A 25,473-nucleotide genomic window follows, 5' to 3' on the forward strand; every position below is an offset into this window, starting at 1 on the left:
AAGTGTGTTCCGTTTAGGATCATTGTTCCCTTTCGGAGCATTCTATATTATATTTCTTTATTTTTCTATACAAAGTATTTCTACCAATGCCTAAGGCCTCTGCAGTTATAGTTATTATTCCCTTATACTTTTTAACCACCCTCTCTATATGCCTTCTTTCCACCTCCTCTAATTTATCCTCTACTATTGTAATTTTTTCCTTTTCTTCATAGCTATTGCTTTCTCCTGTATTCCATATATAACAATTGTTTGTATTAATTATATGTTCAATCTTGTTTTCTAATTCCCTTACATTTCCCGGCCAATGATAATCTACCATTTTATTAATCATTTCCTTTGACAGGCTACAGGGAGTTTTGCCTAGCTTTAAGGCTTTGGCAATCATAAAATAGTCTATCAGCAATGGTATGTCATCCTTACGTTCCCTTAGGGGTAAAAGCTTCAGTGGCAGTACATTAAGTCTGTAGTATAAATCCTTTCTGAAGTTACCCAGCTCTACCTCTCTTTTCAAGTCTTTATTGGTTGCTGCTATTATTCTTACATCTACCTCTATTTCCTTTGTACCTCCAATTCTATAAAGGGTGCCTTCTTCTAAAACCCGAAGGAGTCTAGTTTGCATATCCAGTGGCATTTCGCCAATCTCATCCAAAAAAAGAGTTCCCCCGTCTGCCAGCTCAAATTTTCCAAAATGCCCTCCTCTTTTTGCACCGGTAAAGGCTCCTTCATCGTATCCAAAAAGCTCAGACTCTATTAGATTTCTCGGTAAAGCTCCACAATTTAATGCAACAAAGGCTTCATCCTTACGGGAGCTATAATTATGGATTGATTGTGCAAAAACCTCCTTGCCGGTGCCACTTTCCCCCATTATCAATACAGTGGAAGGGCTGTCGGCAATGCTTTTAGCATAGTTAACAATATTAACAAAGTGGTTACTTCGCCCAACTATATTATCAAAAGTGTATACGGCCTGTTTACCGATCATTCTATTGGCAAGCCGTCTCATTTTTTTTATTTCTTTTATTATACAAACAATACCCTGTGTTTCTCCTAGTTTATCTATTATGGGATAACAGCTTAGGGTGCAATGTATCTTTCCCTTCGGTGTATTTACAAAGGACTCCTCCTCCAGGTAGGTTATATTTTGAGCTACAGTTTTTTCTATACCTGCCCACCCTTCAAGAATATTATTTATTTTCATTCCTATTATCTCCTCCTGTGGGTAACCAAGCATCTCGGAGGCTGTTTTATTTATTGTCTTAATATATCCTTTTGGTCCAACCGTAAATATCCCTGCTTTAATGGAATCAACAATTGTTTCAATTGATCTTTTGGCTACAACCAGCTTTCTATTAACCTCATTGTTCTTAAACATCTCTTCTATGGCATTAACTGCTGCTACAACCATTCCCAATGTATGGGAGTGAACTAAATGACTATATCCAGTTAGATCAAGTGTTCCTATAATCTTTCCATGATTATTACGTATAGGCGCCCCCGAGCATGTCCATCTATGATATGCAGTAATAAAATGCTCTTCTTCGGAAACCTGTACGGGTACCCCCTCTGCTAAGGCTGTGCCCATTGCATTTGTACCAATATGTTCCTCGTCCATATATGCTCCTGGAATCATTTCTAGCTTATATGCCACCTCTAAAACATCCTGATCTCCAATTAGATTTAGTATACAGCCCTCACCATCTGTAAGAATTGCAAAAAAACCAGAGCCCTTAACAAAATCATATAGCTGTTCCATAATTGGCGTAGCTATAACTATAAGCTCTCGGTTTTCTTCAAGCTTTCTTTGTAGCTGGTCACTTTTTAATATCTTTGTACTGTATATCCTTTCAAAATCCACTCCCATTTCAATACATCTTTCATGGGATCTTTTTATGTAGGGCTTTTTAATCATTTTCCACCACTCCATCAGATAGTGCTATTTTCATAATATTCTATTACTTCAATTATCTCTATAATATAGTTGATTGTCAAATCATTATAATATTCTATTTTGTTTCCTTATTATTCAATCATATTTTTTTATGTTTTAGCTCAAAATATAGTTGAAAGGAAGTGATTTATATGCCATGGAAACAAGGAAAAATTAAGCTTGCAGATGGTACCATATATCCAGCAGAGCTGCTAATTGAAAAGGGAAAAGAAGTTTGGAATGTTAAAATACAAAGCGAGGGTGGCTTAGTGGAGGAGATTGATCCAGATCATTTTGCCCACAAGTTAAAGAAATCTCCAGATGATGTATATCCCTTTACCTACGAGCTGGACAACTAATTTACAAAAAGGATCAATATATTCTATATATTGATCCTTTTTGTATTAATAAAGCTTTAAGCTATTTATATTAATCAATAATTAATCTCGGCGGTGCTGCTATACCACCTCCTTTAAGGGGAGAATGTGTGTACCGACCCTCTAAAAAAGTGAAGCTCAGTTTTCTTGTTTTGTTGTTTAATATATTATGTTCCACAAATTACATATAATTGTACAGCTATTAAAATAAATGGATTGTGACAAATTCTTAATCATTTAATCTTTAGCAGCGGTTTATATTTACTTATATTTGATGTATAATTATTATGACACTAAATTTATTCTTATGGGAGGATTAATATTATGAAAAAAGTTTTAATGCTATTACTTATTGGTTTACTTGCTATTGGTTTAGTAGCTTGTGGAACTGATGAACCAGCTTCTAGTGAACCTGCTAACCTTTACAGTGATGGAACTTACTCTGCTGTATCTGATGCTTCTGACAAAGGCTATAGTGCTGTAACAGTTACCATTGCAAATGACGAAATTACTGAAATAGAATTATTTGAATATAATGGGTTTGGTGATGAAAAGACAGAGGCTTACCCTTATGAGGAATACCACCAGGCTAAGGAAGAAATGCCTGCAAGATTTATAGAAGCTAATGGAACAGATGTAGAAGTATTTACTGGAGCTACAGGTTCAAGTAACAACTGGATTCAAGCCTTAGAAAGGGCTTTAGAAAATGCTAAGCTTGAAGCAGACAATGATTCCACCTACTTTAATGGAACCTTCCTAGGTGCTTCTGATTTAGGTGAAAAGGGTCGTGGCGTTGCGTGGGTTACAATTGAAGACGATGCAATTAAATCTGTAGAGTTAAAGGCTACTACCTTCGAAAAAGATACCAATAAAGAAGTATTTAAGGGTGAAGATTATCCATTCGAGCCATTTCATGAAGCAGTAACTGAAATGTCAGCAAGATTTATTGAAGCCAACGGTTCAGAGGTAGAGATTTATACTGGTGCAACAGGTTCAAGTGTCCAATGGCAACAGGCTGTAGAAAGAGCACTAGAGAAAGCAACAAAATAAGGAATTAAATTTAATTAAGGGAATCCGAAAGGGTTCCCTTTTATTTTGCATTCTTTTATTTAAGTGGTATAATATATTTAGACATTCTAAATATATGAGGAGGCACTATGGACTACAGTGTTAAAAGACAATTTATTTTAAATGGTAGTATGTCAAAGGTAATTTTAACCCTTTCTGCTCCCATAATGTTTAACAATTTTATTCAAACCCTTTATAATCTAGCAGACACCTATTGGGTCGGTAAACTGGGCTCCAACGAGGTTGCAGCAATGGGATTAGTTTTTCCCTTTATATATCTAATAATCTCAATAGGTATGGGAATGAATGTAGCTGGTACAGCATTAATATCACAATATGTTGGCACTAATGACACAGGAAATGCAAAGCTTGTTGCAGGGCAAATATTTACCTTTTCATTGATACTGTCTACAATATTGGGGATAGTTGGTTTTTTTACCACCGACCATTTGGTAGGTATTGTAAAGGGGGATGCTGCTGTTTTAGATTTAAGCTCCCAGTATCTAAGCATTATGTTTCTTGATATGCCTGTGGTATTTCTGTTTTTTGTTTATAACTCCATAAAACAGGGTCAAGGGGATACCTATACTCCTATGGTTTTAAATGTTTGTGGTGTTTTACTTAACATTGTTTTAGATCCAATATTTATATTTACCTTCGATTTAGGTATTAGGGGAGCAGCTATAGCAACAATTATATCGCGGGGAATATTTGCAGCTTATGCAATAATAACGTTATTTTCTAAGAAGCAGCCAATAAATCTTACTAGAAAAAATCTTAAGCTTAAGAAGGATTTATTATTTCAAATATTAAAGGTTGCTATGCCAGCCTCTATAGGACAGTCTGCCGCTGCCTTTGGATTTATTATCTTAAACGCATTTGTACTCTCCTACGGAACAGCAACATTGGCTGCCTTTACAATTGGCAATCGTATCAACTCTTTGGTTTTAATGCCTGCTATGGGAATAGGTAGCTCTATAGCTACAATAATTGGGCAAAACTTAGGGGCAGGAAAAAATGATCGGGCTAAATTAGCCTTCAAAACTAGTGTTTATTTGTCAACTTTATTTATGGTGGCTGGATGTACTATTCTCTTAATTGCATCACGCAATGTTGTAGGAATATTTGTTAAAGACGATCCTGAGGTATTAAAGCTAGGTATACGGTATTTGCGTTTAATTTGTGTAGGGTTACCCTTAATGGGTATATTTCAAACCTTGATAGGTACCTTCCAAGGCTCAGGGCATACTGGTTACAGTATGACAATGGAAATGGGTAGGCTATGGGGCTTAAGAATACCAATGATAGTTTTATTTAGATACTTCACCGATTGGGGTTCAGACTCTGTTTGGTATTCAATGCTTTTAAGCAACCTATTTATATGCATATTGGGTTATTTAATTTACCTTAAAGGTACATGGCAGCAGAAGGTTATTCATGAAAAGGCAGTTATTTAATATCCTTCTTCTTGCCTTTTATGATTAATTTTGTTTTTAATTAAATAGCTGTCCTCAATTTCTTTATGGTTGAAGCCTAGAGCTATCCCCAGTTCTATAAATCTTTTCCACAGGCCCTTGTAATTATCTTGAGTTTGATCTAGCTGAAATATTGTTATTTCCTTAAAAACCTCTAAAAACATATCGGTGGCTGTAGCAGTGCTTAATGTATTTTCAATAGTTAATTTGCTATAGCCCTTTTCCAACCCTATACTTAATATAAAGTGTAGGCAATCCACATACTCCTCTAAAATAACCTTTTTTTCTGCAGGGCTTTTTAAGCTCCAGTATTTAAAGCATCTTGTTTCATTAGCTAATTCACCAAGCTCCACCAGTAGAGCAAGTATTTTCCTTGAAATTAGGTTTTCATTCTCCAAGTTATGCTCCCGTAAAATTTTCATATCTAAATTCTTTTGTATTTCAAAGAGCTTTATTATATCCATGCTATACCTCCTTTAAAAAACTCTAGTATAGACTAGAGTTTTCTTTATTTTCCGCAGCACTTCTTATATTTTTTTTCACTTCCACAGATACAAGGTTCATTTCTTCCTATTTTAATTTCCCTTACAACTGTTTTGCTTAAATTGTATTCTTTTTTTATTTCTTTTCTTCTATCCTCTGTTAGTATATTATCCCACTCTTGAAGATTATATAGCCAATGGGCTTTAGCTTCGTGCATATTATAGTATAGCTTTTCAAAATCTATTCTTAAATCTATTGTTGAGATCTCTGTTAATTCTTCTAGCTGTATAGTTTCATAGATGCTTTCATTTATACCATCTAAAAACCCCATAAAGTAAGTTGGTTCAACCTTATATTTATCCGCCAGCTCTTTAATAGATCCCTGTATAATTTCTTCCTTATTATGTAGAATAGCTTCATAAATACCCTTTTCTATTTCACAATAGTCCTTCCAAAATTTGTTTGCACTAGCCTCATCTCTTTCTTCAAAGGCTATTTCTTTCCATTTTTCGTATATGCTCATTTTCAACTTCTCCTTTGTATTTCATATTCCAATAAACATTATATTATAAACCTAAGTAAGTTACAATATATAGATATTTACTTTTACTGATGGCACTCGGTGTTAAAGAGTAATAAGTATTTTTAAATTTAGTGTTATTATAAGTTAAATGTGGTTATAAATATAGTTAAGAGTAGAAAACAAAAAGGAGGATGTTTATGGAATCAATAGGTAATTTATTTCAAACAGGTGACTGGAAGGGTGAAAAGCATGTACCGGTTATTCATATTCCAGAAAAGGTAAAGGCAGGAGAAAAATTCGATTTAAAGGTTTCAATTGGTGATGCAATAGGGCATCCAAATTCATTTGAGCATTACATCGCTTGGTTTAAAGTATTATTTCATCCAGAAGGCGGAAAATTTCCAATTGAGTTAGCTACCTTTAATTTTGCTGCCCACGGTGAAGGTGATAATTTTACTGAGCCTGTTGGACTAAGTACAATAAAGCTAAGTAAATCAGGAACTATCCATGCAATTAGCTATTGTAATATTCACGGTCTATGGGAAAATACTAAAGATATAGTTGTAGAGTAGCAGCTTAATTTATTGTAGAATTTTATAGGGTCAAAAAAGCATCAAAACCCAGCAGAGGTATCTGCTGGGTTTTCTAAGTTTTCTTATAAAATTGGTGAAAATAGCCGAGCTATTGATTCTTTTACTCTATAGGATATACCTCTTTTCTTATGCTCCACCAATAGTATTTCTTTACAATCCTTTAGGTCTTGTAAAAAGTCTTCATACATTTCTTTATTAAAGCTTGTATCATAAATAAAGGCATTTACCTCAAAATTCAGTTGAAAGCTACGTATATCCATATTAGCAGTACCTATACTGGCAAAGTTATTATCGGCAATAACAATTTTGCTATGTATAAAGCCCTTCTGATACTCATATATCTTCACTCCAGCCTCTAAAAGCTCCATAAAATGTGACCTAGATGCCCAAAACACGGTTTTATGATCATATCTTCCTGGTAAAATAATTCTTACATCTACTCCGCTTAATGCTGCTGTTTTTAAAGCCATCAGTATACCTTCATCGGGTATTAAATATGGGGTTACAAAATATACTCTATCGGTTGCGGAGTTAATAGCAGTAAAGTAGGCTTGATGTATAGATTCCCAGTATGAGTCCGGGCCACTGGCGGCAATTTGAATCATTTGCTCGCCACAATGTCCCTGCTTAGGGAAGTATCTTCTACCATCTAGCTCTTCTCCACTAACAAAATGCCAATCCATCAAAAAAATTGACTGTAATACATATAATGCTTCACCTTTAATTTTTAGATGTGTATCCCGCCAATAGCCTAAACGAGGGTTTTTACCTAAGTATTCATCTCCAATGTTTATTCCACCTAAAAACCCTATTATACCATCTATAACTAATATTTTTCTATGGTTTCTGTAATTCAATCTGCTACCAAATAAGGGTATAGTAACAGGTAAAAAAGGATACAGCTCTACTCCAGCATCCTGCATAGCTAAAAAGAATTTTTTGCTAGCCTTCCAGCAGCCAACAGCATCATATATCAACCTTACCTTTACTCCAGCCTTTGCCCTCTCAATTAGTGCCTGCTGGATTTTGAAGCCTATTTCACTTTCTTTAATAATGAAATATTCCATATGGATATGGTCTTTAGCTTCTTTTATGGCGGTAAGTATTTGACTATATGTGTTATCTCCATTCTTTAATATTTGGCTTTGATTATTAACTGTTATAGGGGATTGTGTATTATTCATAAGCAGTGGTACAAGTCGTCCCCTCAAGTCTTTGAAGGTTTCTTTAAAAATATATGAATTTTTTGAAAAGGAGGCTTGCTCTTTAAGTAGCTGTCTTAAAACCTCATAATCATGTTTTCGTTTTTTAATAAAGGTTTTTTTCTTGCGATGATTTTGACCGATATATAGGTATAAAAACACACCAACTACTGGCAGCAGAATTAACACTAAAAGCCACGCCATAGTTCTTGACGGGTTTCTATTTTCCATTACAATAATTATACTTATAAAAAAGGTTAATACTGCTAAAAAATAAGTTATAAAGCTTAAAATGGTCAATAAATCACCTCCAAGCCATTGAGATTAAAGCTGTGTTAATGCACAATTATCATTCTCTAAAATAACATCTATCACTTCAGCCAATAGCTTTTGTCTATCTATCTTAAACAATATGTCATCTAAAATGTCAGATACTATAAGGGAATCCCTTTTCATCTTTGATTGCTGTTTTGGAGCTCTATTTATTTCACTAATTATTTCTTCAAGGCTATAAATTTTTAAGTCATCTATTTTTTTATAGGAAGCCATTGCTTCAACTAAGCCAACATAAACATCACTATATGTGGCTCTATTATCTAAGCCCATTAGCTTAATCAATCTCGGTATTATAAATTCTAGTATTAATCGATTTGAAGGTATACTATGGTGAAGCTTAAAAAGCTGACCCAACTGTGTAACAGCTTTAATATCTAAGTTCATGAAAAAGGCTAATGCATCTTCTTCTTCTATATCTCCTTCTATATAGTACTCTTTTCCCTTCAAGGATTTAAAAGCTTTTAGGGTATCTAAGTAGCCTAAGGTTAAATTTCTCCTAGCCCTTTCAGTAGTAAAGTCTAGAATATTACCAAGGGATTTTTTTGGGGTAATATATATGACCTCAAGGTCGTTATGCTTTATTTTTCTAATTCTTCCTTTACTTAACAGTCTAATAGCAACTACTTTGCGATATCCTTTTTTATATAGCATTTCAATCGGTAAATTATCATAAAAGCCCCCGTCCATAAAAAACTTGCCATCCAGCTTTTTTGATTTAAATAAAGGTAGATATGCTGAAGCCATTAAATAATCAGCCATTTTCCCTTCTGGCACCTGTTCTTTATATATTTCAAGTGGTTTTATTTCTGTAAGAGAAACTGTTACAAAGCCAAAGTCCTTGGATGAGCTTCTAATTAAATCCTCCTGCAATGTGCTGGTTATAAGATCCTGTAATGGCTTATTATCTATGCCAAACCCCTTAATGGTTCTTCTGGCCTCGTCAAAAAGCAGCTGTAGATTATCTGAATTTAGTTGATAATCCGATAATACTTTGTAAACTCTATCATCTATATCTAATACCCTAGTAGGTGTAACATTATACCAAATCTCATGGGCTACATCATAATCTCCCTGCATCATTAAGGCACCATTTAAAGCTCCAACTGATGTTCCTGTAATACCCTGAAATTCTATTCCCAGCTCATTAAAGGCACGCCAAGCTCCTATTTGATAGGCTCCCTTTGCACCTCCACCCTCAAGTGTTATACCAAGCATATATGATTAACCTCCTATTTCTTTCTTTTAATCATTATACTCCATAACTGGAAAAATAAACACTGTAATCAAGGTTAAGTTTTTATAACAAATAAAATACTTAGTTGTTAAATGTATAAAAGACGAAGCAATTTGCTTCGTCTTTTGTTTTTATTTATCTGATAATATTACATATTTGCTAATCTAGCATAGCTTTGGTATCTCTCTTCAGCTTCTTTCTGTGCTTTTGCAAATAGCTCTTCTGCAACCTCTGGGAAGCTATTAACTAAAGAAGCATAACGAACTTCACCCATTAAGAAATCTTTAAATGAAGCCTTAGGTTCTTTAGAATCAAGAATAAATGGATTTTTACCTTGTTCCTTTAGATCTGGATTAAATCTATATAGATGCCAATAGCCTGCTTCAACAGCCCTCTTAGATTGCTCTTGAGTTTTACCCATTCCTGCCTTTATACCATGGGCAATACATGGTGAATAGGCTATAACGATAGAAGGACCTTTATAGGCTTCTGCTTCCTTCATGGCTTTTATCAATTGGTTTTTATCTGCACCCATAGCAACTTGAGCAACATAAACATATCCATAGCTCATTGCTATCATGCCTAAATCCTTCTTCTTGGTCTTTTTACCAGAAGCAGCAAATTTAGCAATTGAGGCAGTTGGACTTGCTTTAGATGACTGTCCACCAGTATTTGAGTAAACCTCTGTATCCATTACAAGAATGTTTACATCTTCACCTGATGCAATAACATGGTCTAAACCACCGAATCCTATATCATATGCCCATCCATCTCCACCTAAAATCCATTGAGATTGCTTAATTAGATATTGCTTTTTCTCAATAATCTCATCTACTATAGCATTACCTTTTTCTGACTCAAGTAATGGTAGTAATTTGTAGGTGGCTTCTTTAGAGGCTCTACCTTCTTCTTTATTATCTAGCCAGAATTTAAAGGCCTCCTTTAGCTCAGAGGATAAGTTTGCTTCTAAGCCTTGTTCCATAAGGTCAGCAATTCTAGCTCTAATTTGTTGAACTCCTAAGAACATACCAAAACCGTATTCGGCATTGTCTTCAAATAATGAGTTTGCCCAAGCTGGACCTCTGCCTTCAGGATTTTTACAGAATGGTACAGATGGCGCACTACCACCATAAATTGATGAACAACCAGTAGCATTGGCAATCATCATTCTATCTCCAAACAATTGAGTTATTAGTTTTACATAGGGTGTTTCTCCACAACCAGCACAAGCTCCTGAAAACTCAAACAATGGTTGGGCAAACTGACTTCCCTTAACTGTTTCAATATTGGTTAAATGAGACTTATCGGTTATTGTTGTAGCATAGTTCCAATTGTCTTTTTGTGCAACTATTTGTGGTTCAACTGGCTCCATTATTAGGGCCTTACCCTTAGGCGCAGGACAGATATCAGCACAGTTACCACATCCAGTACAATCTAATGGACTTACTTGTATTCTATATTGTAATCCTGCAAACTCCTTACCCATTGCCTTAAGTGTGTCCATAGATTCTGGTGCCTTTTTAACCTCTTCTTCATCTAAAAGGAATGGTCTTATGGCAGCATGTGGACATACATATGAGCACTGATTACACTGAATACAGGTTTCCTTCTTCCACTCTGGAACATTAACAGCTATACCTCTTTTTTCATATGCAGAGGTGCCAAGGGGGAATGTTCCATCTTCTGCACCTACAAAGGCACTTACTGGAAGAATATCGCCGTTTTGTGCATTCATTGGTCTTAAAATATCCTTGATGAAGGCTGGCTCTTCAACTGCTGCTGCAGCTTCTTCAGTAGCTCCAGCCCATTCAGTAGGAACATCTATTTTTACTAAAGCATTTACACCTCTATCAACAGCTTCATAGTTCATATTAACGATTTTTTCACCTTTACTTCCGTAGGATTCAACAATAGCATCCTTTAAATACTTAACTGAATCCTCCACAGGAATAACCTCTGCAAGCTTAAAGAAGGCAGATTGACAAATCATATTAATTCTTCCACCTAGCCCAATCTCCGCTGCAATATCGGTTGCATTTATGGTGTAGAACTTGATATCGTTTTCAGCTATATATCTTTTCATTGCTGCAGGAAGCTTCTCAGATAGCTCTTCTGGCTTCCAAATACAGTTTAACAGGAAGGTTCCACCCTTTTTTAAGCCCTTTAATAGATCATATTGATTTACATATGCTTGATTATGACATGCAACAAAATCTGCTTCATCTATTAAATAGGTTGATTTTATTGGTTTTTTACCAAAGCGTAGGTGAGAAATTGTTACTCCACCTGATTTTTTTGAATCATAGGAGAAGTATGCTTGAGCAAACATATCAGTATTATCCCCTATAATCTTTATAGCACTCTTATTTGCCCCAACAGTACCATCGGAGCCTAGACCCCAGAACTTACAGCGAATGGTTCCTTTTGGTGCAGCGTTAACCTTATCTACTACTGGTAAAGAAGTATTAGTAACGTCATCAACTATTCCTACTGTAAATCTATCTTTCGGTTCTTGAGCTTTTAGATTATTGAATACCGCCACTATTTGTGCTGGAATTGTATCTTTAGAGCCTAAACCATATCTTCCACCAATTATAATTGGAGGATTTTCTTTTCCAAAGAACATTGACTTTACATCTAAGTGAAGTGGCTCTGCTAAGGCACCCGGTTCCTTAGTTCTATCAAGCACTGCAATTCTTTTTACTGTCTTTGGAAGTGCATCAAAGAAATATTTTTCACTGAAGGGTCTATATAGATGAACTTTAATAATACCAACCTTTTCACCCTTTTGTAATAAATAATCAATAGTCTCCTCTATGGTATCTGTAACAGACCCCATTGCTATAATAATATTCTCCGCATCTTCTGCTCCGTAGTAGGTGAATGGTGCATATTCCCTTCCTGTTATCTTGCTTATTTCCTTCATATAGTCATTAACTATATCCGGTATTGCATCATAGTACTTGTTAGCTGCTTCCTTAGCTTGGAAGAATATATCAGGATTTTGTGCAGTACCTCTAAGAACTGGATTTTCAGGATTTAGTGCATTGTTTCTAAATGCCTTTAATGCTTCCCAATCCAGTAATTTAGCAAAATCGTCATACTCAATAACTTCGATCTTTTGCATCTCATGGGATGTTCTAAAGCCATCAAAGAAATGAACAAAGGGTACTTTACCTTTAATAGCAGCTAAGTGAGCTACACCGCCTAAGTCCATTACCTCCTGCACACTACCAGTTGCTATTAAAGCACATCCTGTTTGTCTAGTAGACATTACATCAGAATGATCTCCGAAAATTGATAGTGCATGTCCTGCAACCGCACGGGCACTTACATGGAATACTCCAGGTAATAATTCGCCAGCAATTTTATACATGTTAGGAATCATTAACAGTAAACCTTGTGATGCAGTAAAGGTAGTTGTTAAAGCACCTGCTGCAAGTGATCCATGTACTGCACCAGCAGCACCTGCCTCAGATTGCATTTCTGTTACCTTTACTGTTTGGCCAAAGATATTCTTTTGACCATAGGAACTCCATTCATCAACATTTTCTGCCATGTTAGAGGAAGGAGTAATAGGATAAATAGCTGCAACATCAGTAAACGCATAAGCTACATATGCAGCTGCAGCATTACCGTCCATGGTTTTCATCTTTCTTGCCATTATTTTGCCCCCTTTAGAATTATTTATATTGATCTACCACTCTAGGATAGAAACAATGTATCTTGTATACCATCTTAATTATATAAAAAATATACAAATTTTTATAGTGGAACTTTTTTTAACAATTACTTTATTTTTGTTGGTTTTTCTTAATATTCAAAATATTTCGTTATGCATGCTGCTTTTAGGCTTATTAATAATCATCCTTCTGTATATTAGTATCTTTACTCAGTTTTATATAATCTATTATCATTTTGTCTAGGGCTTTGCTAACTTCTATTATTTCATTATTTATATAATCCTCTTCCATTATCAAGTCGTTAAGCTTTTGTCTGATTTTCTCAATATCCTCTTTTAATTTAAGCAGCTCATTATTCGGGTAAGACAATTTTTTAACCTCACTTTAATAATATTGTTTTTGTATTTAATATTATACTTTACCAACAGCTGCCATGTACACTACAAACTCATCATCCCCATCTAATCTCAAAAGAGTATCAGCTAAACTCTGATTATAAGCTGCTATAGCACAGGTTCCCCAGTCAATTGCCTCACAAGCTAAATAAAGGTTTTGGCAAAGGTGCCCTGCATCAAGTAGCATTGTCTTATGGGCAGATATATTATACCGCCATTCGCTTCTATAGGGAATACAGCTCCATATGAATAGTACAGCTGACTTTGCAACAAATTTTTGACCTAAAGTTATATCTAGTGAGTGCTTTTCAAAATTGTCATCCTCTTTTATCAGCTGTAGCTCATGGCTTAAGGCTAAGTATCTATAGATACCTGGTTCAATATCCTTTACATTATTAATAAGTAGGTATGTTTCAAATGGATGCCTTGCACCACCAGATGGAGCAGGTCTTATGGTTGCATAATTATCACCTTTTATTTGGTCAACCCCTTGAGTTGCCCACAGAAGAAATGCTAGCTCCTCTATAGTCATATGTTGATTATTATATTTTCTTTTACTTCTACGCTCCTTCATAACCCTATAAAAGTCGTTGTTTTTTATAGTATCTCCCTTCACCTTTGGTAGCTTAATTGTTGGTGCTGCCTTATCAGCAGGCTTTTCCAAAGGAGGCTGTGTTATTTCCTTTTGCTGGTCGGTTTCAATGTTTTCTAGCAGGTTAAAATTTGCCTTCATAAACTCACGGTTTTCCTTAATAGAATTCATTATAATCACCCCTGTTTTCTATGGTTAGTAATAATTATTTTATAATATTCTACTATTAATGCAACATCCCTTCCCAAATTTTAATCTTTTTGGTAAATGTATTTCTTTTGCTTTCAATAAAAAAACTCCCTAAAATATAGGGAGCTTGAGATTGTAGACAAGGTCTTCAAAATGGTAGACTGATCAAAAGTAGTTTACATTTGTCTACTTCAGCTTAATTAGTAACTCTCCAGCTTTAACCTGTTGATTTTCCTTTACATTAATAACTTCAACTTCACCTTTTTGAGGAGAGGTAATTTTTGTCTCCATTTTCATAGCTTCAACTATTAAAAGACTTTGTTTTTCTTCAACCTCTTCTCCCTCTTTAACTAGCACTTTAATAACAGTTCCTGGAATACTTGCACCTATTTGAGTTTTGTCTTCTGGGTCAGCTAATTTAACAAACTCTTCTTTATTATCTAATCCTGATGCTTTATCATGTATTGATATTTCTCTTCTATTTCCATTCACCTCAAAGGTTACCCTTCTATTTCCTTGTCCATCTAGCTTTCCAATCTCTAAAAGCTTAATAATCAAAACCTTTCCTTCAGCTATTTCAACCTCACAGGTTTCTCCTTCATACAATCCGTGGAAAAACACATCACTACCCATTCTGCTTAAATCCCCATACTCACTAATATATTTTAAATATTCTTCAAATACCTTTGGGTATAGTGAGAAGCTTAATATGTCTTTTATTGTTGGCTCAATATTAAAGCTATCCTCAAGGTGTTTAGCAATAGAGTCAAAGTTCTCCTCCTTTAGCATTTCACCTGGCCTACAGCTTATACTTTCTTCTCCCTTCAAAACAATTTCTTGAAGCTTTTTAGGGAATCCACCCATAGGTTGCCCCATCATTCCCTTAAAGTATGACACCACTGAGTCTGGATAGGTTAATTCTTTACCCTTTTCATAAATATTCTCTGGTGTCAAGTCATTTTGAACCATGAATATTGCAAGATCCCCCACCATTTTAGATGATGGTGTTACCTTTACTATATCTCCCACCATCTCATTAACCTGCTTATACATCTCCTTTACTTCCTTAAAGCGATGACCTAAACCAAAGCTTTCAACCTGTGGCTTTAAGTTGGAGTACTGTCCACCAGGTATTTCATACTTATATACCTCTGTAGTTCCAGACTTTAACTCCGATTCGAATTGGCTATACACTGGTCTAACAGCACTCCAGTATTGTGATATTTCTTCAATAGCCTCTAAATCTAATCCCGTTGCTCGAGAAGTATTTTCTAATGCAGCAACTACAGAGTTTAAGGCCGGTTGACTAGTTAGTCCAGACATGCTATTTATGGCAGTATCTATTATATCCACCCCAGCCTCTGCCGCCATTAAGACAGTAGCCACAGCATTTCCACTTGTATCATGGGTGTGTAGATGAATTGGCATAGACACTTCATTTTTCAAAGCCTTGATCAACTTTTCTGCAGCATAGGGCTTTAATAAAGCTGCCATATCCTTAATTGCTAGAATATGTGCGCCAGTCTTCTCAATACTCTTTGCCATGTCTACGTAATACTTTAATGAATATTTATCTCTAGTTGTATCTAGTATATCACCAGTGTAGCAAATACATGCTTCTGCAATTTTATTGGATTTTAAAACCTCATCAATTGATATTTCCATCCCTTTTAACCAGTTAAGGGAGTCAAAAATTCTAAAAACATCTATACCAGAAGCTGCAGATTCTTGAACAAATTTTCTTATTACATTGTCGGGGTAATTTTTATAACCAACGCCGTTGCTGCCTCTAATTAGCATTTGGAATAGTACGTTGGGTATTTTTCTTCTTAACTCTTCTAATCTATCCCAAGGTGATTCCTTTAGAAAACGATATGCTACATCAAAGGTTGCCCCTCCCCACATTTCAATAGAAAATAAGTCTTTTCCTAATACAGAGGTAGCCTTAGCAATTTTAGTCATATCTATTGTTCTTACCCTTGTTGCCATTAAGGATTGATGGGCATCCCTCATTGTCGTATCAGTTAATAATAGCTTTTTTTGTGACTTAATCCATTCAATTAGTGCTTGGGGTCCGCCGTTATCTAGTGTTTGCTTAGTACCTGACAGGTTTTCTGGTCTAATAACGCTAGGAACAACAGGTACGTCAAATTCCTTTTTATCTCCCTGAGTTTCATTCACAACCTTTTCTCCAATATATCTAAGCACCTTTAGCTCTTTATTTGTTTTAGGTGCTATATCAAATAGCAATGGATGTTCCGCAATGAATCCTGTATCACATTCTCCCTTTTTAAATGTCTCATGATTCAAGACATTAACCAAAAAGCCTGTATTTGTTTTTACTCCAGATATTTTTAGCTCTTTTATTGATCTTATTGACTTGCTAATTGCATCATCAAATGTTCTTGACCAGGCAGTAACCTTCACAAGTAAGCTATCATAATATGGGCTTACAATGGCTCCTGTAAATCCATTGCCTCCATCTAATCGTATGCCAAATCCAGAACCAGACCTATATACATCTATCTTGCCTGTATCAGGTGCAAACTGATTTGCTGGATCTTCCGTAGTTACTCTACATTGAATAGCATAGCCTCTAGTAGTAATATCTTCTTGGCTTCTTATTCCTATTTCATCAGAATCTAAGGAATAGCCCTGTGCCACAAGAATCTGATTTTGAACTATATCGATTCCTGTTACCATTTCTGTAACGGTATGCTCCACCTGTATCCTAGGGTTCATTTCTATAAAATAATGATCTCCATGTATGTCTACTAAGAATTCTACTGTTCCTGCATTACTATAATTAACAGCCCTCGAAATTTTTAGAGCGTCCTCACAGATGGCTTTTCTTTTCTCTGCCGATATGGTAATGGCTGGTGTAAACTCTATCAGCTTCTGATGACGTCTTTGAATTGAACAATCCCTTTCAAACATATGCACTATATTGCCATATTGATCTCCCAACACCTGTACTTCAATATGCTTAGGTTTCTCTAGGAATTTTTCAATAAATATATCCTCTATACCAAAGGCTTTTTTTGCTTCATTTTTAGCACTGTAAAATGCCTCCATCAATTCTTCTTCCTTATGGACTATTCTCATGCCTCGACCACCGCCACCTGCAGCAGCCTTAATCATAACTGGGTATCCACAATAATCGGCAAATTCTCTTGCCTCCTTTTCATTGCTTATTGGCTTTTCTATTCCTGGTATTGTTGGTACATTAGCATTTTTTGCAACTATCTTTGATTGAATTTTATCCCCTAGTTTTTCAATCATAGTATGATGGGGTCCTATAAATGCAATACCTGCCTCACTACATTTTCTTGCAAATTCAGGATTCTCTGCTAAAAACCCGTAGCCTGGATGTATTGCGTCTACCCCTTTTTTTAGGGCAAGACCAATTATTTCATCAATACTTAAATAAGCTTCAATCGGACCTTTATTCTTGCCTATTAAATACGACTCGTCTGCCTTTGTTCTAAATAACGAGGTTTTATCCTCGTTTGAATAAACTGCCACTGTTCTAATGCCAAGCTCGTTGCAGGCTCTAAAGATTCTTATGGCAATCTCACCGCGATTGGCAACCAAAACCCTTTTAAACCTTTTAATTTTCATGATTACTCACTCCCCTAATACTAAATTCATTTTTGTGGATATATATTCAGTTGTACTAATAATTATTTTCAAAATAATTAGTATGATTATATAATAACATTATTAAATTTTCAATATTTTTTATTTTGTTTTTATTTTGCTTTGATGTATAAATATTTTTTTATGGAAATTTTCTTTAAACTGAAAGTATATAATAATATTCCAACAAATTTAAATAAAAATACCCCTTATCATTAAGGAGTATTTTTTGCCTAACAAGTTACAATTATCATTTAGTTTTCTTTATAGGGCTTTAACTGTTTCCTCAACTAATTCCTCCATTAGTTCTTTAACTGGCACTATTTTCTTTAATTTATGAGCATTTTCACCTACAAATATTAAACCATTTTCAAGCTTTCCCTTTACTGCATTAATTAGAGCTGTTGAAATACAGTAGGGGCTTTTTAATGGGTCACATGGCCTTAAACAACCATAGCACTTGGTTATAGGAATGTTATCTAGCTCTAGTTTTTTAATAAACTCATTTCTAATGGCTCTTCCTGGCATTCCAACTGGACTTTTCACCAATACTATATCCTCTTTCTTTGCATTAACATATGCCTGTTTATATTTTATATCGGCATCACACTCCTCTGTAGCTGCAAATCTTGTTGCCATTTGCACACCAGAAGCACCAATTTTTAAGTATTTTGCTATATCTAAACCGTCATATATTCCACCGGCTGCAATTACGGGTATTGCCCTTTGACCTCTATCTTGAAAAGCCTTTAAAGCTTCAATCACTTCTTTAACAATTTGAGGTAAATCTGGCTTATTCTTGCTTTGAAGCTCCTCCATAGAAAAGCCTAAGTGCCCACCTGCCTCTGGCCCCTCAACAATAACCATATCTGGCAAATAGTTATACTTACGCTTCCACACCTTTGTAATAACTGACGCCGCTTTTCCTGAGGATACTATGGGCGCAATTTTAGTTTGCGAACCCTTAATAAGCTCTGGAAGCTCCGTTGGCAGCCCTGCACCAGAAATTATAATATCAATTTTCTCTTCAACAGCAGCCTTAACCATATCTTTATAGTTATTAATTGCAACAAGCAGATTTACACCTAAAATACCCTTAGGGCTTAACTCCCTTGCCTTTTTTATTTCTTTTTTCAGACCCCTTACATTGGCCTCATTATTATTTGTCTCAAAATCTGGCTCTCTAAAGCCTATTTGAACTCCAGATATTATTCCTACCCCTCCTGCATTTGCTACTGCTGAGGAAAGCTGGGATAAGGATACACCTACCCCCATTCCCCCTTGAATAATTGGAACTGGTGCAACTAAATCTCCTATACGAAGTGGTGATAATTTCATTTCATCTACTCCTTGTTAACTTATTATTATTATTTATTAATTATTTTATCATATATTTTGTACAAGTAACCCTAAATATCTTCCTTTATTATAAAGAAAACTTATTTTCACTTATTTTAGAAGCTTGGTGGTACTTATCTCCCCCTTAGTAAGCGGTAGTGTTAGTAATACCCCAGAGATAGTAGCAATTATGTAAACTGTGTAATTGGACATTAATGTATTTTTTTGATATGATGACATGGATACCAATCATAAAGGAGCGTTTTAAAAAATGGATAATAACAAAGTTTTAGCAGTAGTAGGAGGCAAAAAAATTACACAGAGTGATTTAGATAATGTTTTAAAAAGCATTGATCCTCAACAGGCTAAGCAATTTTACTCTGAAGAAGGCAAAAATAAGCTATTACAGGAGCTAGTTAGTCAAGAATTATTGTACCTAGATGCATTAGATACAAAGCTTCAAGAGGAGCCTCAGTATTTATTAGAGGTTGAAAGGGTTAAGGTAAACCTGTTAAAGCAGTTTGCCATCAGTAGAGCTATTGCCAATGTCACCGTAACAGAAGATGAGGCATTAAGCTATTATAACGATAACTCCGCAAGCTTTAAAAGCCCAGAATCAATTAGTGCAAGTCATATTCTTGTAGAGTCCGAGGAATCAGCCAATAAAATTATTGATGAGATTAATGACGGTTTAGAGTTTAAGGATGCAGCCGCTAAATACTCAAAATGTCCTTCTAAAGAAAAGGGTGGGGAATTAGGCTATTTTACTAAGGGAAAAATGGTACCAGAATTTGAGGAAGCTGTATTTAAAATGGAGGTTAATGAGTTAAGTGCACCAGTAAAGACTCAATTTGGTTATCATATTATAAAGGTCCTTGATAAGAAGCCTGAAACACTTCATTCATTTGAAGAGATAAAAAATCATTTAACTCAACAAATGCTATCACAAAAACAACAGGAGGTATTTTACAATAAGGTAGAAGCCCTAAAGGTTAAGTACCCTGTTGAAATAATGATTTAAGTCAGCACTACACATGTAAAAGCCTATCAAATGGATAGGCTTTTTTTATCACCTATAATAGCTTTTTGAATATTATAAGTAGAAAGCTATTTTTAAAGGTGGTGACTTTTTGTGTACATTCAGCATAACTGGAATTTTCGAAGCCTAGTTTGTGGTGTGAATACTAAAATTCCAATTAACTCAGGGGAATACGTTACAGCCATCAACTTTGATAATGCAGCTACCACTCCTCCCTTTAATTATGTTCTTCAGGAGATTGTAAGATTTGCTCCATGGTACTCTTCAATTCATCGGGGAACTGGCTATAAATCTCAGCTTTCTTCAAGCATATATGAAGCCTCAAGAAAGGTAGTGGCGAATTTTGTAAATGCTAACTTATCTAGTAGCACTGTTATATATGTTAAAAATACCACAGAGGCAATTAATAAGGTAGCTCGACATCTTGCTGGCTCACCTGATGATGTTATAATTAGTAGCTCTATGGAGCATCATTCAAATGACTTGCCCTATAGAAGCAAGTTTAAAGTAGAGTATATTTCACTTGACAATAAAGGTAGATTAGATATTAAGGACCTAAGTAATAGGCTTAGCAAGCATAAGGGAAGGGTTAAGCTAGTGGCAATAACTGGAGCATCAAATGTTACTGGCCTTATAAATCCTGTAAATTCCATTGCAGCTTTATGTCATAAGCATAATTCTAAAATTTTAGTTGATGGTGCTCAATTAATACCCCATCACCCTTTTGATATGTCTCCTAAGGATCCAATAGAGCATATTGATTTTTTAGTTTTTTCCTCCCATAAAATGTATGCTCCCTTTGGAATTGGAGTATTGGTAGCTCCTAAAGAGGTTTTTACTAACCCTTCAGATCAAGTTGGTGGAGGTACTGTTGACTTGGTAACCCATGATTATGTTAAATGGGCAGAGCTTCCAAATCGTGAGGAGGCAGGCACCCCTAATCTAATAGGTGTAGTAGCTCTTACCTCAGCAATAAATATGCTTTCATATGTTGGCTTAAGCAAAATATCAGCCCATGAATTATCCTTATGTGAATATGCATTTAATGAGCTTAATAGAATTGATGGTATAAGCCTCTATGGAGACACAGACATTGTTGACAGAGTAGCTATTATTCCTTTTAATATAGATGGAATACCCCACGATATTACAGCTAAAATATTGTCTTATGAGGGTGGTATTGCAGTTAGAAATGGCTGTTTTTGTGCACAGCCCTACATACAAAAGCTACTAAAGATTAGCGAAAGAGATATAGAAGATAGAATAAAAAATCCAGCACTACCTCATCCTGGTGTTGTTAGACTTAGCTTTGGATTATATAACACCCATAATGAGGTGGCCTATCTAATAAAGCTGTTAAAAAAAATAATTAAAAATAAAAATTACTACTATAGATTATATAAGGATTAAAGGTGTAGCTTTTTTACATTATAAAAAAAGATTAATTACTGCTTTTGCTTTATTATTATAGTTTTTGGATAAACTAATTTTAATAAATAAAAAAGGAGTAGTTTGTCTTGAGCAAAAAAGTAAACCTATTGATGTTTAGTGGTGAATTTGATAAAGCATTAGCGGCTTTTATCTTAGCAAATACAGCAAGGGATATGAAGCATGATGTAACGATGTTTTTTACTTTTTGGGGTTTATTTTTAGTAAAAGACCCTAACAAATTCTCAGATGAGGATAAAACCACCTACGAAAAACTCTTTAGTATGATGACCCCCAAAGGGATTGGAGATTTGCCACTGTCTAAAATGAATTTTGCTGGTATTGGAAAAGATATGCTGAAGGAAATGATGCTTGATGATGACACCCCACCTCTATCTGCCTTTCTGAAGGGAGCTATTAACAAAGGGGTTAAATTTTATGGCTGTAAGCTTTCAATGGAGGTCATGGGTCTTAAAAAAGAAGAAATGCTGGATCAATTGGAGGTAGTAGATGCAAAGACCTATATGGAGGATGCTTTAGCCTCTGACATGCAGCTATTTATTTAGCAGCCTACACACTTCCAGCTATTTATAATATTACAGTTATATTACATTTAATATAAAAGTGTTGTAATTTTTATTATTATACCATATAATATCTCGTGTAGTAATAAATACCATAGAAAAGGAGGTCGTGCAACGTGATTAACAATAATAAATTAGTTTTCAAATGCATGTCTTTACAATTAAATAATAATGCACGACTTATGCTTCTGTAAAAACAGCTACTATTTATTTATGTAAAATAGAAATTTAAGCCATAGGTTGTGTAATTTATACCTGTGGCTTTTTATATTTTTAGACCCACTTAATAGGATGTAGTATGCTCAATTTTAAGCATAGCTATCTTTTAAGGCCATAGAATAATCTATGGCTTTTTTTATTAAATATAATGTATAAAACTCCATTACATTATTAGAAAGGAGCTGATTAAAAAATGATCAAAATTAAAATGGTGATTAAGCTTTAAGAAAAACAACTATAAAATAATCTTAGGAGGTAGATCAAATGTCAGTATTAAATTTTACATTTAGATTTAATTCATATCAAATAGCTTTTAACATCAATAAAAACCAAGGGAATAACAGGCTTATAATAGATAATGAGTTTGAGTATGTTGAAAAAATAAGGGAAGCTGCCGAAAAACAGTTTCACTTTATGGCAAAAACATTCTAATTCTATTATAGGGGGTTAAAAAATGAAACAATATTCAATTGAATTTCATACATTTAAATTGAATGAGGCACTATTCTTATGAAACTAAAATACGGAGGTAGATATAAATGTCTTTAGTTGATTTATCACTAAACATAGCAAATTTTAATATAAGGCTTAATATTAACAAGGAAAAGGTTAATAAAATAGAAAGCTTAGATAAGGTTCTTCGAAATGAGAAGGCCTATAATGAGGCTGTTGATAATATAGAGCTTATAAAAGCTAATTTGCATAATATGAATATTTTTAAGTAAAAATCTGAGGTGAATAATTAGTTATTCACCTCAGTTTCTTTTTGCCAAAACTCAGTTAGCAGGCTGCTTATTTTTTTGTCATTTATTATTCGGTGCTCCTTCCAACTGCTTGGGAACAGCCTTTTATAGCTACTGGTTACATATCTGTCGTCAATTAAGAGTACTACGCCAGCATCCTTCTCGGTTCTAATAACTCTTCCAGCTGCCTGTAATATTTTATTCATTCCTGGATACTTAAACCCATATTCATAGCCACTATTGTATTTTTCTTCATAATAATCCCTAATTAGGTTAGTTTCCATGCATATTTGAGGCAAACCAACACCAATTATTATGGAGCCCAATAATCTATCCCCTATTAGGTCTATACCTTCAGAGAAAATTCCCCCTAGAACACAAAACCCCATGTATGGTTTATTATCCTGTAGCTGAAACTTCTGTAGGAATTCATCCCTCTCCTCCTCTGTCATATAGGGGGCTTGTATTAATATATTGTAGTGTGGATAATTTTCTCTAAAGATTGAAGCTACAGAATCCATATAGCTATAGGAGGGAAAAAATACTAAGTAGTTTCCTTTTTTAGCCTCCACTACTTTTTTTATGTATTGACTAATTACATTATAGCTATTTTTTCTATCAACATATCTAGTAGATACATTCCCAGCTATTAATAGACATAATTTCTCTCTATTGAAGGGTGAATCAAGCAATAGGCAGTAATCATCTTTATCACCACCTAGGACATTTCTAAAATAGTTAATTGGTGTTAGTGTAGCCGAGAAAAAAACTGCAGTTTTCCCTCGTTTAAGTGCCCCCTTCAATAGCGTAGATGGGTCTAGGCAAAAAATTTTAAGCTTTGTTTCCTTTCCCTGGGCTTCAAGGTATGTAATATAGTTTTCATCATAAAACTCAGATATTTTTATAAAGGCAATAATATCAAAGTATAATTGTAAAAACTCTTCACTAATTTCTTCCTCTTGATTTTCAGAGAAAAAATAATCACATTCTTCTGCAAAGCCCTTTAATAAAGAATATATACCTGATGGTTCCTCCTTTTGTATATAAAATCCATCTTCATTACATAGCTTGCTCATATTCAATAAATAGCTGTTTATTTTTTGAAGAGATTTAGCAATATCATTACTGATTTTCTTTATATACTTTTTTTCTTGAAGAATTCTACTTTTAAATATTTCTGCTGAAAACATCATTCTAGCACGTTCAACTAAATTATGGGCTTCATCAATCAAAAATGTATAATCTCCTCCATACTCAAGAAAAAATCTCTTTAAGTAAACCCTTGGATCAAATACATAGTTATAATCACAAATTACACAGTCTGACCATAAGGTTAATTCTAATGAAAACTCAAATGGACATAAAGTATACTTAATTGCCAATGCTTCTATTGTATTTCTGTCAAATTTTTCTTCCTCAATAATCTCCTTTAGGGCTGCCTTTAATCTATTATAGTAGCCCTTTGCATACTGACATTCATCTGGACTACAGCTTTTTGATTTTTCAAAGCATATTTTATCCTTTGCAGTTATTGTAACAGCTTTCAAATGTAGACCCTGTGTCCTTAATTTGTCTATAGCTTCTTCTGCAACCTGCCTTGTTATGGTTTTTGCTGTAAGATAAAAGATTTTAGAGGTTTTACCTTCTCCCATTGCTTTGACTGCTGGAAATATAGTTGATATAGTTTTACCAATTCCAGTTGGTGCTTGTATAAATAATTTCTTTTCTTCCTTTATTGTTTGATAGACCGAAACCGCAAGCTTTCTTTGCCCCTTACGATAATTCGCAAATGGAAATTTCAATGTTTTTGCTGAGTAATTTCGCTTTTCCTCCCAATTTTTAAGTAGGTTTCCCCACACAATATACTCATCTATCAAGTAAAAAAAATACTCCTTAAGCTCACTAAATGTGTATGTTCTTCTGAAGCTTTTAGCTTCTTTAGTCTTTATATTATAATATGTTAGCTGTAAATCTATCTCCTCAAGATTGTTTTCTGTAGCATATATATATCCGTAGCCTTTAACCTGCCCCCAGTGAAGATGGTTATAATCCTCTGTTATCTCTGTAATAGGTACTGAAACAGTTTTTATTTCATCTAAAACTATCAACCCATCCAGTTTTAAAACTCCATCTATTCGCCCAGTTAAATTAAACAGATATCCTCTGTATTCCAATTGATGCTTAATTGACACCTCAGATTCATCATCATTACTATAACCTTTTTGTACCTCCTGATGCCCCCTTATTCCCTCAAGTGCAGCTCTAGGCTGAGAAAACTGTAGGTTAAGGTCTCCTCCCCTCAGTACAAATTCCACAAGATTTCTAACAGATATGTTTATTTCCTTTATCATAGTATTACATTCCTTACTGTTTTATTGGTTATCTTGGTTAAATGAAAAACTAAAT

The 25,473-nt window shown here is 34.6% G+C and carries 20 protein-coding genes; 9 read left to right on the forward strand and 11 right to left on the reverse strand.

The window, feature by feature from the left end; all coding sequences use genetic code 11:
• Positions 1-19 precede the first annotated feature (19 nt).
• Positions 20-1,909 (reverse strand): sigma-54-dependent Fis family transcriptional regulator, encoded by a 1,890-nt coding sequence (locus F8154_RS00285; RefSeq protein WP_151859580.1) that lies wholly within the window; start codon positions 1,907-1,909, stop codon positions 20-22.
• Between the two features lie 170 nt (positions 1,910-2,079).
• On the opposite strand from F8154_RS00285, the gene F8154_RS00290 reads away from it, so the two are divergent.
• The 3 genes from F8154_RS00290 (at position 2,080) to F8154_RS00300 (ending at position 4,829) form a co-directional block, all read left to right on the forward strand.
• Complete coding sequence (locus F8154_RS00290) at positions 2,080-2,286, forward strand: hypothetical protein (protein ID WP_151859581.1); 207 nt, start codon at positions 2,080-2,082, stop codon at positions 2,284-2,286.
• Between the two features lie 342 nt (positions 2,287-2,628).
• On the forward strand, positions 2,629-3,354 hold the full coding sequence (locus tag F8154_RS00295) for an FMN-binding protein (protein ID WP_151859582.1): 726 nt from the start codon (positions 2,629-2,631) through the stop codon (positions 3,352-3,354).
• A gap of 107 nt (positions 3,355-3,461) precedes the next feature.
• A complete protein-coding gene (locus F8154_RS00300) occupies positions 3,462-4,829 on the forward strand; it encodes an MATE family efflux transporter (RefSeq protein WP_192930090.1) in 1,368 nt (455 codons plus the stop codon).
• Here F8154_RS00300 and F8154_RS00305 read toward each other — a convergent pair.
• Together F8154_RS00305 and F8154_RS00310 are read right to left on the reverse strand one after the other, a co-directional pair.
• The gene (locus tag F8154_RS00305; protein WP_151859583.1) at positions 4,826-5,311 is read right to left on the reverse strand and encodes a dUTP diphosphatase; all 486 of its coding nucleotides are present in this window, start codon (positions 5,309-5,311) and stop codon (positions 4,826-4,828) included. The genes F8154_RS00300 and F8154_RS00305 overlap by 4 nt on opposite strands.
• Positions 5,312-5,355: 44 nt before the next feature.
• Entirely contained in the window at positions 5,356-5,853 is a 498-nt protein-coding gene (locus F8154_RS00310) for an SEC-C metal-binding domain-containing protein (protein ID WP_151859584.1), read from the reverse strand.
• A gap of 197 nt (positions 5,854-6,050) precedes the next feature.
• Between F8154_RS00310 and F8154_RS00315 the strand changes: the two genes are divergently transcribed.
• Positions 6,051-6,425, forward strand: coding sequence for a class II SORL domain-containing protein (locus F8154_RS00315; protein WP_151859585.1), 375 nt, complete (start codon positions 6,051-6,053; stop codon positions 6,423-6,425).
• An 83-nt stretch (positions 6,426-6,508) separates the two neighbouring features.
• Here the strand turns inward: F8154_RS00315 and cls are convergent, their stop codons facing one another.
• The 7 genes from cls to F8154_RS00350 all read right to left on the reverse strand — a co-directional run bounded on the left by cls (position 6,509) and on the right by F8154_RS00350 (position 19,054).
• Positions 6,509-7,948 carry a cardiolipin synthase gene (cls, locus tag F8154_RS00320; protein ID WP_151859586.1) on the reverse strand — a complete coding sequence of 480 codons (1,440 nt, stop codon included), beginning with the start codon at positions 7,946-7,948 and terminating at the stop codon, positions 6,509-6,511.
• A gap of 24 nt (positions 7,949-7,972) precedes the next feature.
• The gene (locus F8154_RS00325) at positions 7,973-9,199 is read right to left on the reverse strand and encodes a patatin-like phospholipase family protein (RefSeq protein ID WP_151859587.1); all 1,227 of its coding nucleotides are present in this window, start codon (positions 9,197-9,199) and stop codon (positions 7,973-7,975) included.
• A 167-nt stretch (positions 9,200-9,366) separates the two neighbouring features.
• Positions 9,367-12,882: a pyruvate:ferredoxin (flavodoxin) oxidoreductase gene (nifJ, locus tag F8154_RS00330; RefSeq protein WP_151859588.1), complete on the reverse strand. Its 3,516-nt coding sequence runs from the start codon at positions 12,880-12,882 to the stop codon at positions 9,367-9,369.
• Positions 12,883-13,075: 193 nt separating this feature from the next.
• The gene (locus F8154_RS00335; RefSeq protein ID WP_151859589.1) at positions 13,076-13,270 is read right to left on the reverse strand and encodes an aspartyl-phosphate phosphatase Spo0E family protein; all 195 of its coding nucleotides are present in this window, start codon (positions 13,268-13,270) and stop codon (positions 13,076-13,078) included.
• A gap of 42 nt (positions 13,271-13,312) precedes the next feature.
• Positions 13,313-14,059 (reverse strand): SagB/ThcOx family dehydrogenase, encoded by a 747-nt coding sequence (locus F8154_RS00340; protein WP_151859590.1) that lies wholly within the window; start codon positions 14,057-14,059, stop codon positions 13,313-13,315.
• Positions 14,060-14,263: 204 nt separating this feature from the next.
• Complete coding sequence (locus tag F8154_RS00345) at positions 14,264-17,698, reverse strand: pyruvate carboxylase (RefSeq protein WP_279237151.1); 3,435 nt, start codon at positions 17,696-17,698, stop codon at positions 14,264-14,266.
• 282 nt (positions 17,699-17,980) lie between these two features.
• Complete coding sequence (locus F8154_RS00350; protein ID WP_151859591.1) at positions 17,981-19,054, reverse strand: NAD(P)H-dependent flavin oxidoreductase; 1,074 nt, start codon at positions 19,052-19,054, stop codon at positions 17,981-17,983.
• A gap of 271 nt (positions 19,055-19,325) precedes the next feature.
• Here F8154_RS00350 and F8154_RS00355 point away from each other — a divergent pair, with 271 nt between their 5' ends.
• The 5 genes from F8154_RS00355 to F8154_RS00370 all read left to right on the forward strand — a co-directional run bounded on the left by F8154_RS00355 (position 19,326) and on the right by F8154_RS00370 (position 23,049).
• Entirely contained in the window at positions 19,326-20,075 is a 750-nt protein-coding gene (locus F8154_RS00355) for a peptidylprolyl isomerase (RefSeq protein ID WP_151859592.1), read from the forward strand.
• Between the two features lie 111 nt (positions 20,076-20,186).
• Positions 20,187-21,503 (forward strand): aminotransferase class V-fold PLP-dependent enzyme, encoded by a 1,317-nt coding sequence (locus F8154_RS00360; RefSeq protein WP_151859593.1) that lies wholly within the window; start codon positions 20,187-20,189, stop codon positions 21,501-21,503.
• Positions 21,504-21,610: 107 nt separating this feature from the next.
• Positions 21,611-22,087 carry a DsrE/DsrF/DrsH-like family protein gene (locus tag F8154_RS00365; protein WP_151859594.1) on the forward strand — a complete coding sequence of 159 codons (477 nt, stop codon included), beginning with the start codon at positions 21,611-21,613 and terminating at the stop codon, positions 22,085-22,087.
• A 501-nt stretch (positions 22,088-22,588) separates the two neighbouring features.
• Entirely contained in the window at positions 22,589-22,756 is a 168-nt protein-coding gene (locus F8154_RS14945) for a hypothetical protein (RefSeq protein ID WP_192930091.1), read from the forward strand.
• A 107-nt stretch (positions 22,757-22,863) separates the two neighbouring features.
• Positions 22,864-23,049, forward strand: a complete 186-nt coding sequence (locus tag F8154_RS00370) for a hypothetical protein (RefSeq protein ID WP_151859595.1) — start codon at positions 22,864-22,866, stop codon at positions 23,047-23,049.
• 17 nt (positions 23,050-23,066) lie between these two features.
• Here F8154_RS00370 and F8154_RS00375 read toward each other — a convergent pair whose 3' ends face one another.
• A complete protein-coding gene (locus F8154_RS00375; RefSeq protein WP_151859596.1) occupies positions 23,067-25,418 on the reverse strand; it encodes an ATP-dependent DNA helicase in 2,352 nt (783 codons plus the stop codon).
• Positions 25,419-25,473 lie beyond the last annotated feature (55 nt).

This window comes from Alkaliphilus pronyensis (assembly GCF_009017275.1).
Classification (GTDB): domain Bacteria; phylum Bacillota; class Clostridia; order Peptostreptococcales; family Natronincolaceae; genus Alkaliphilus_C; species Alkaliphilus_C pronyensis.

Excerpts from the sequence above, each read along its gene's own strand:
- F8154_RS00285 (WP_151859580.1), bottom strand. The coding sequence starts at position 1,909 with ATGATTAAAAAGCCCTACATAAAAAGATCCCATGAAAGATGTATTGAA.
- F8154_RS00290 (WP_151859581.1), top strand. The coding sequence starts at position 2,080 with ATGCCATGGAAACAAGGAAAAATTAAGCTTGCAGATGGTACCATATAT.
- F8154_RS00295 (WP_151859582.1), top strand. The coding sequence starts at position 2,629 with ATGAAAAAAGTTTTAATGCTATTACTTATTGGTTTACTTGCTATTGGT.
- F8154_RS00300 (WP_192930090.1), top strand. The coding sequence starts at position 3,462 with ATGGACTACAGTGTTAAAAGACAATTTATTTTAAATGGTAGTATGTCA.
- F8154_RS00305 (WP_151859583.1), bottom strand. The coding sequence starts at position 5,311 with ATGGATATAATAAAGCTCTTTGAAATACAAAAGAATTTAGATATGAAA.
- F8154_RS00310 (WP_151859584.1), bottom strand. The coding sequence starts at position 5,853 with ATGAGCATATACGAAAAATGGAAAGAAATAGCCTTTGAAGAAAGAGAT.
- F8154_RS00315 (WP_151859585.1), top strand. The coding sequence starts at position 6,051 with ATGGAATCAATAGGTAATTTATTTCAAACAGGTGACTGGAAGGGTGAA.
- F8154_RS00325 (WP_151859587.1), bottom strand. The coding sequence starts at position 9,199 with ATGCTTGGTATAACACTTGAGGGTGGAGGTGCAAAGGGAGCCTATCAA.
- nifJ (WP_151859588.1), bottom strand. The coding sequence starts at position 12,882 with ATGGCAAGAAAGATGAAAACCATGGACGGTAATGCTGCAGCTGCATAT.
- F8154_RS00340 (WP_151859590.1), bottom strand. The coding sequence starts at position 14,059 with ATGAATTCTATTAAGGAAAACCGTGAGTTTATGAAGGCAAATTTTAAC.
- F8154_RS00345 (WP_279237151.1), bottom strand. The coding sequence starts at position 17,698 with ATGAAAATTAAAAGGTTTAAAAGGGTTTTGGTTGCCAATCGCGGTGAG.
- F8154_RS00350 (WP_151859591.1), bottom strand. The coding sequence starts at position 19,054 with ATGAAATTATCACCACTTCGTATAGGAGATTTAGTTGCACCAGTTCCA.
- F8154_RS00355 (WP_151859592.1), top strand. The coding sequence starts at position 19,326 with ATGGATAATAACAAAGTTTTAGCAGTAGTAGGAGGCAAAAAAATTACA.
- F8154_RS14945 (WP_192930091.1), top strand. The coding sequence starts at position 22,589 with ATGTCAGTATTAAATTTTACATTTAGATTTAATTCATATCAAATAGCT.
- F8154_RS00370 (WP_151859595.1), top strand. The coding sequence starts at position 22,864 with ATGTCTTTAGTTGATTTATCACTAAACATAGCAAATTTTAATATAAGG.
- F8154_RS00375 (WP_151859596.1), bottom strand. The coding sequence starts at position 25,418 with ATGATAAAGGAAATAAACATATCTGTTAGAAATCTTGTGGAATTTGTA.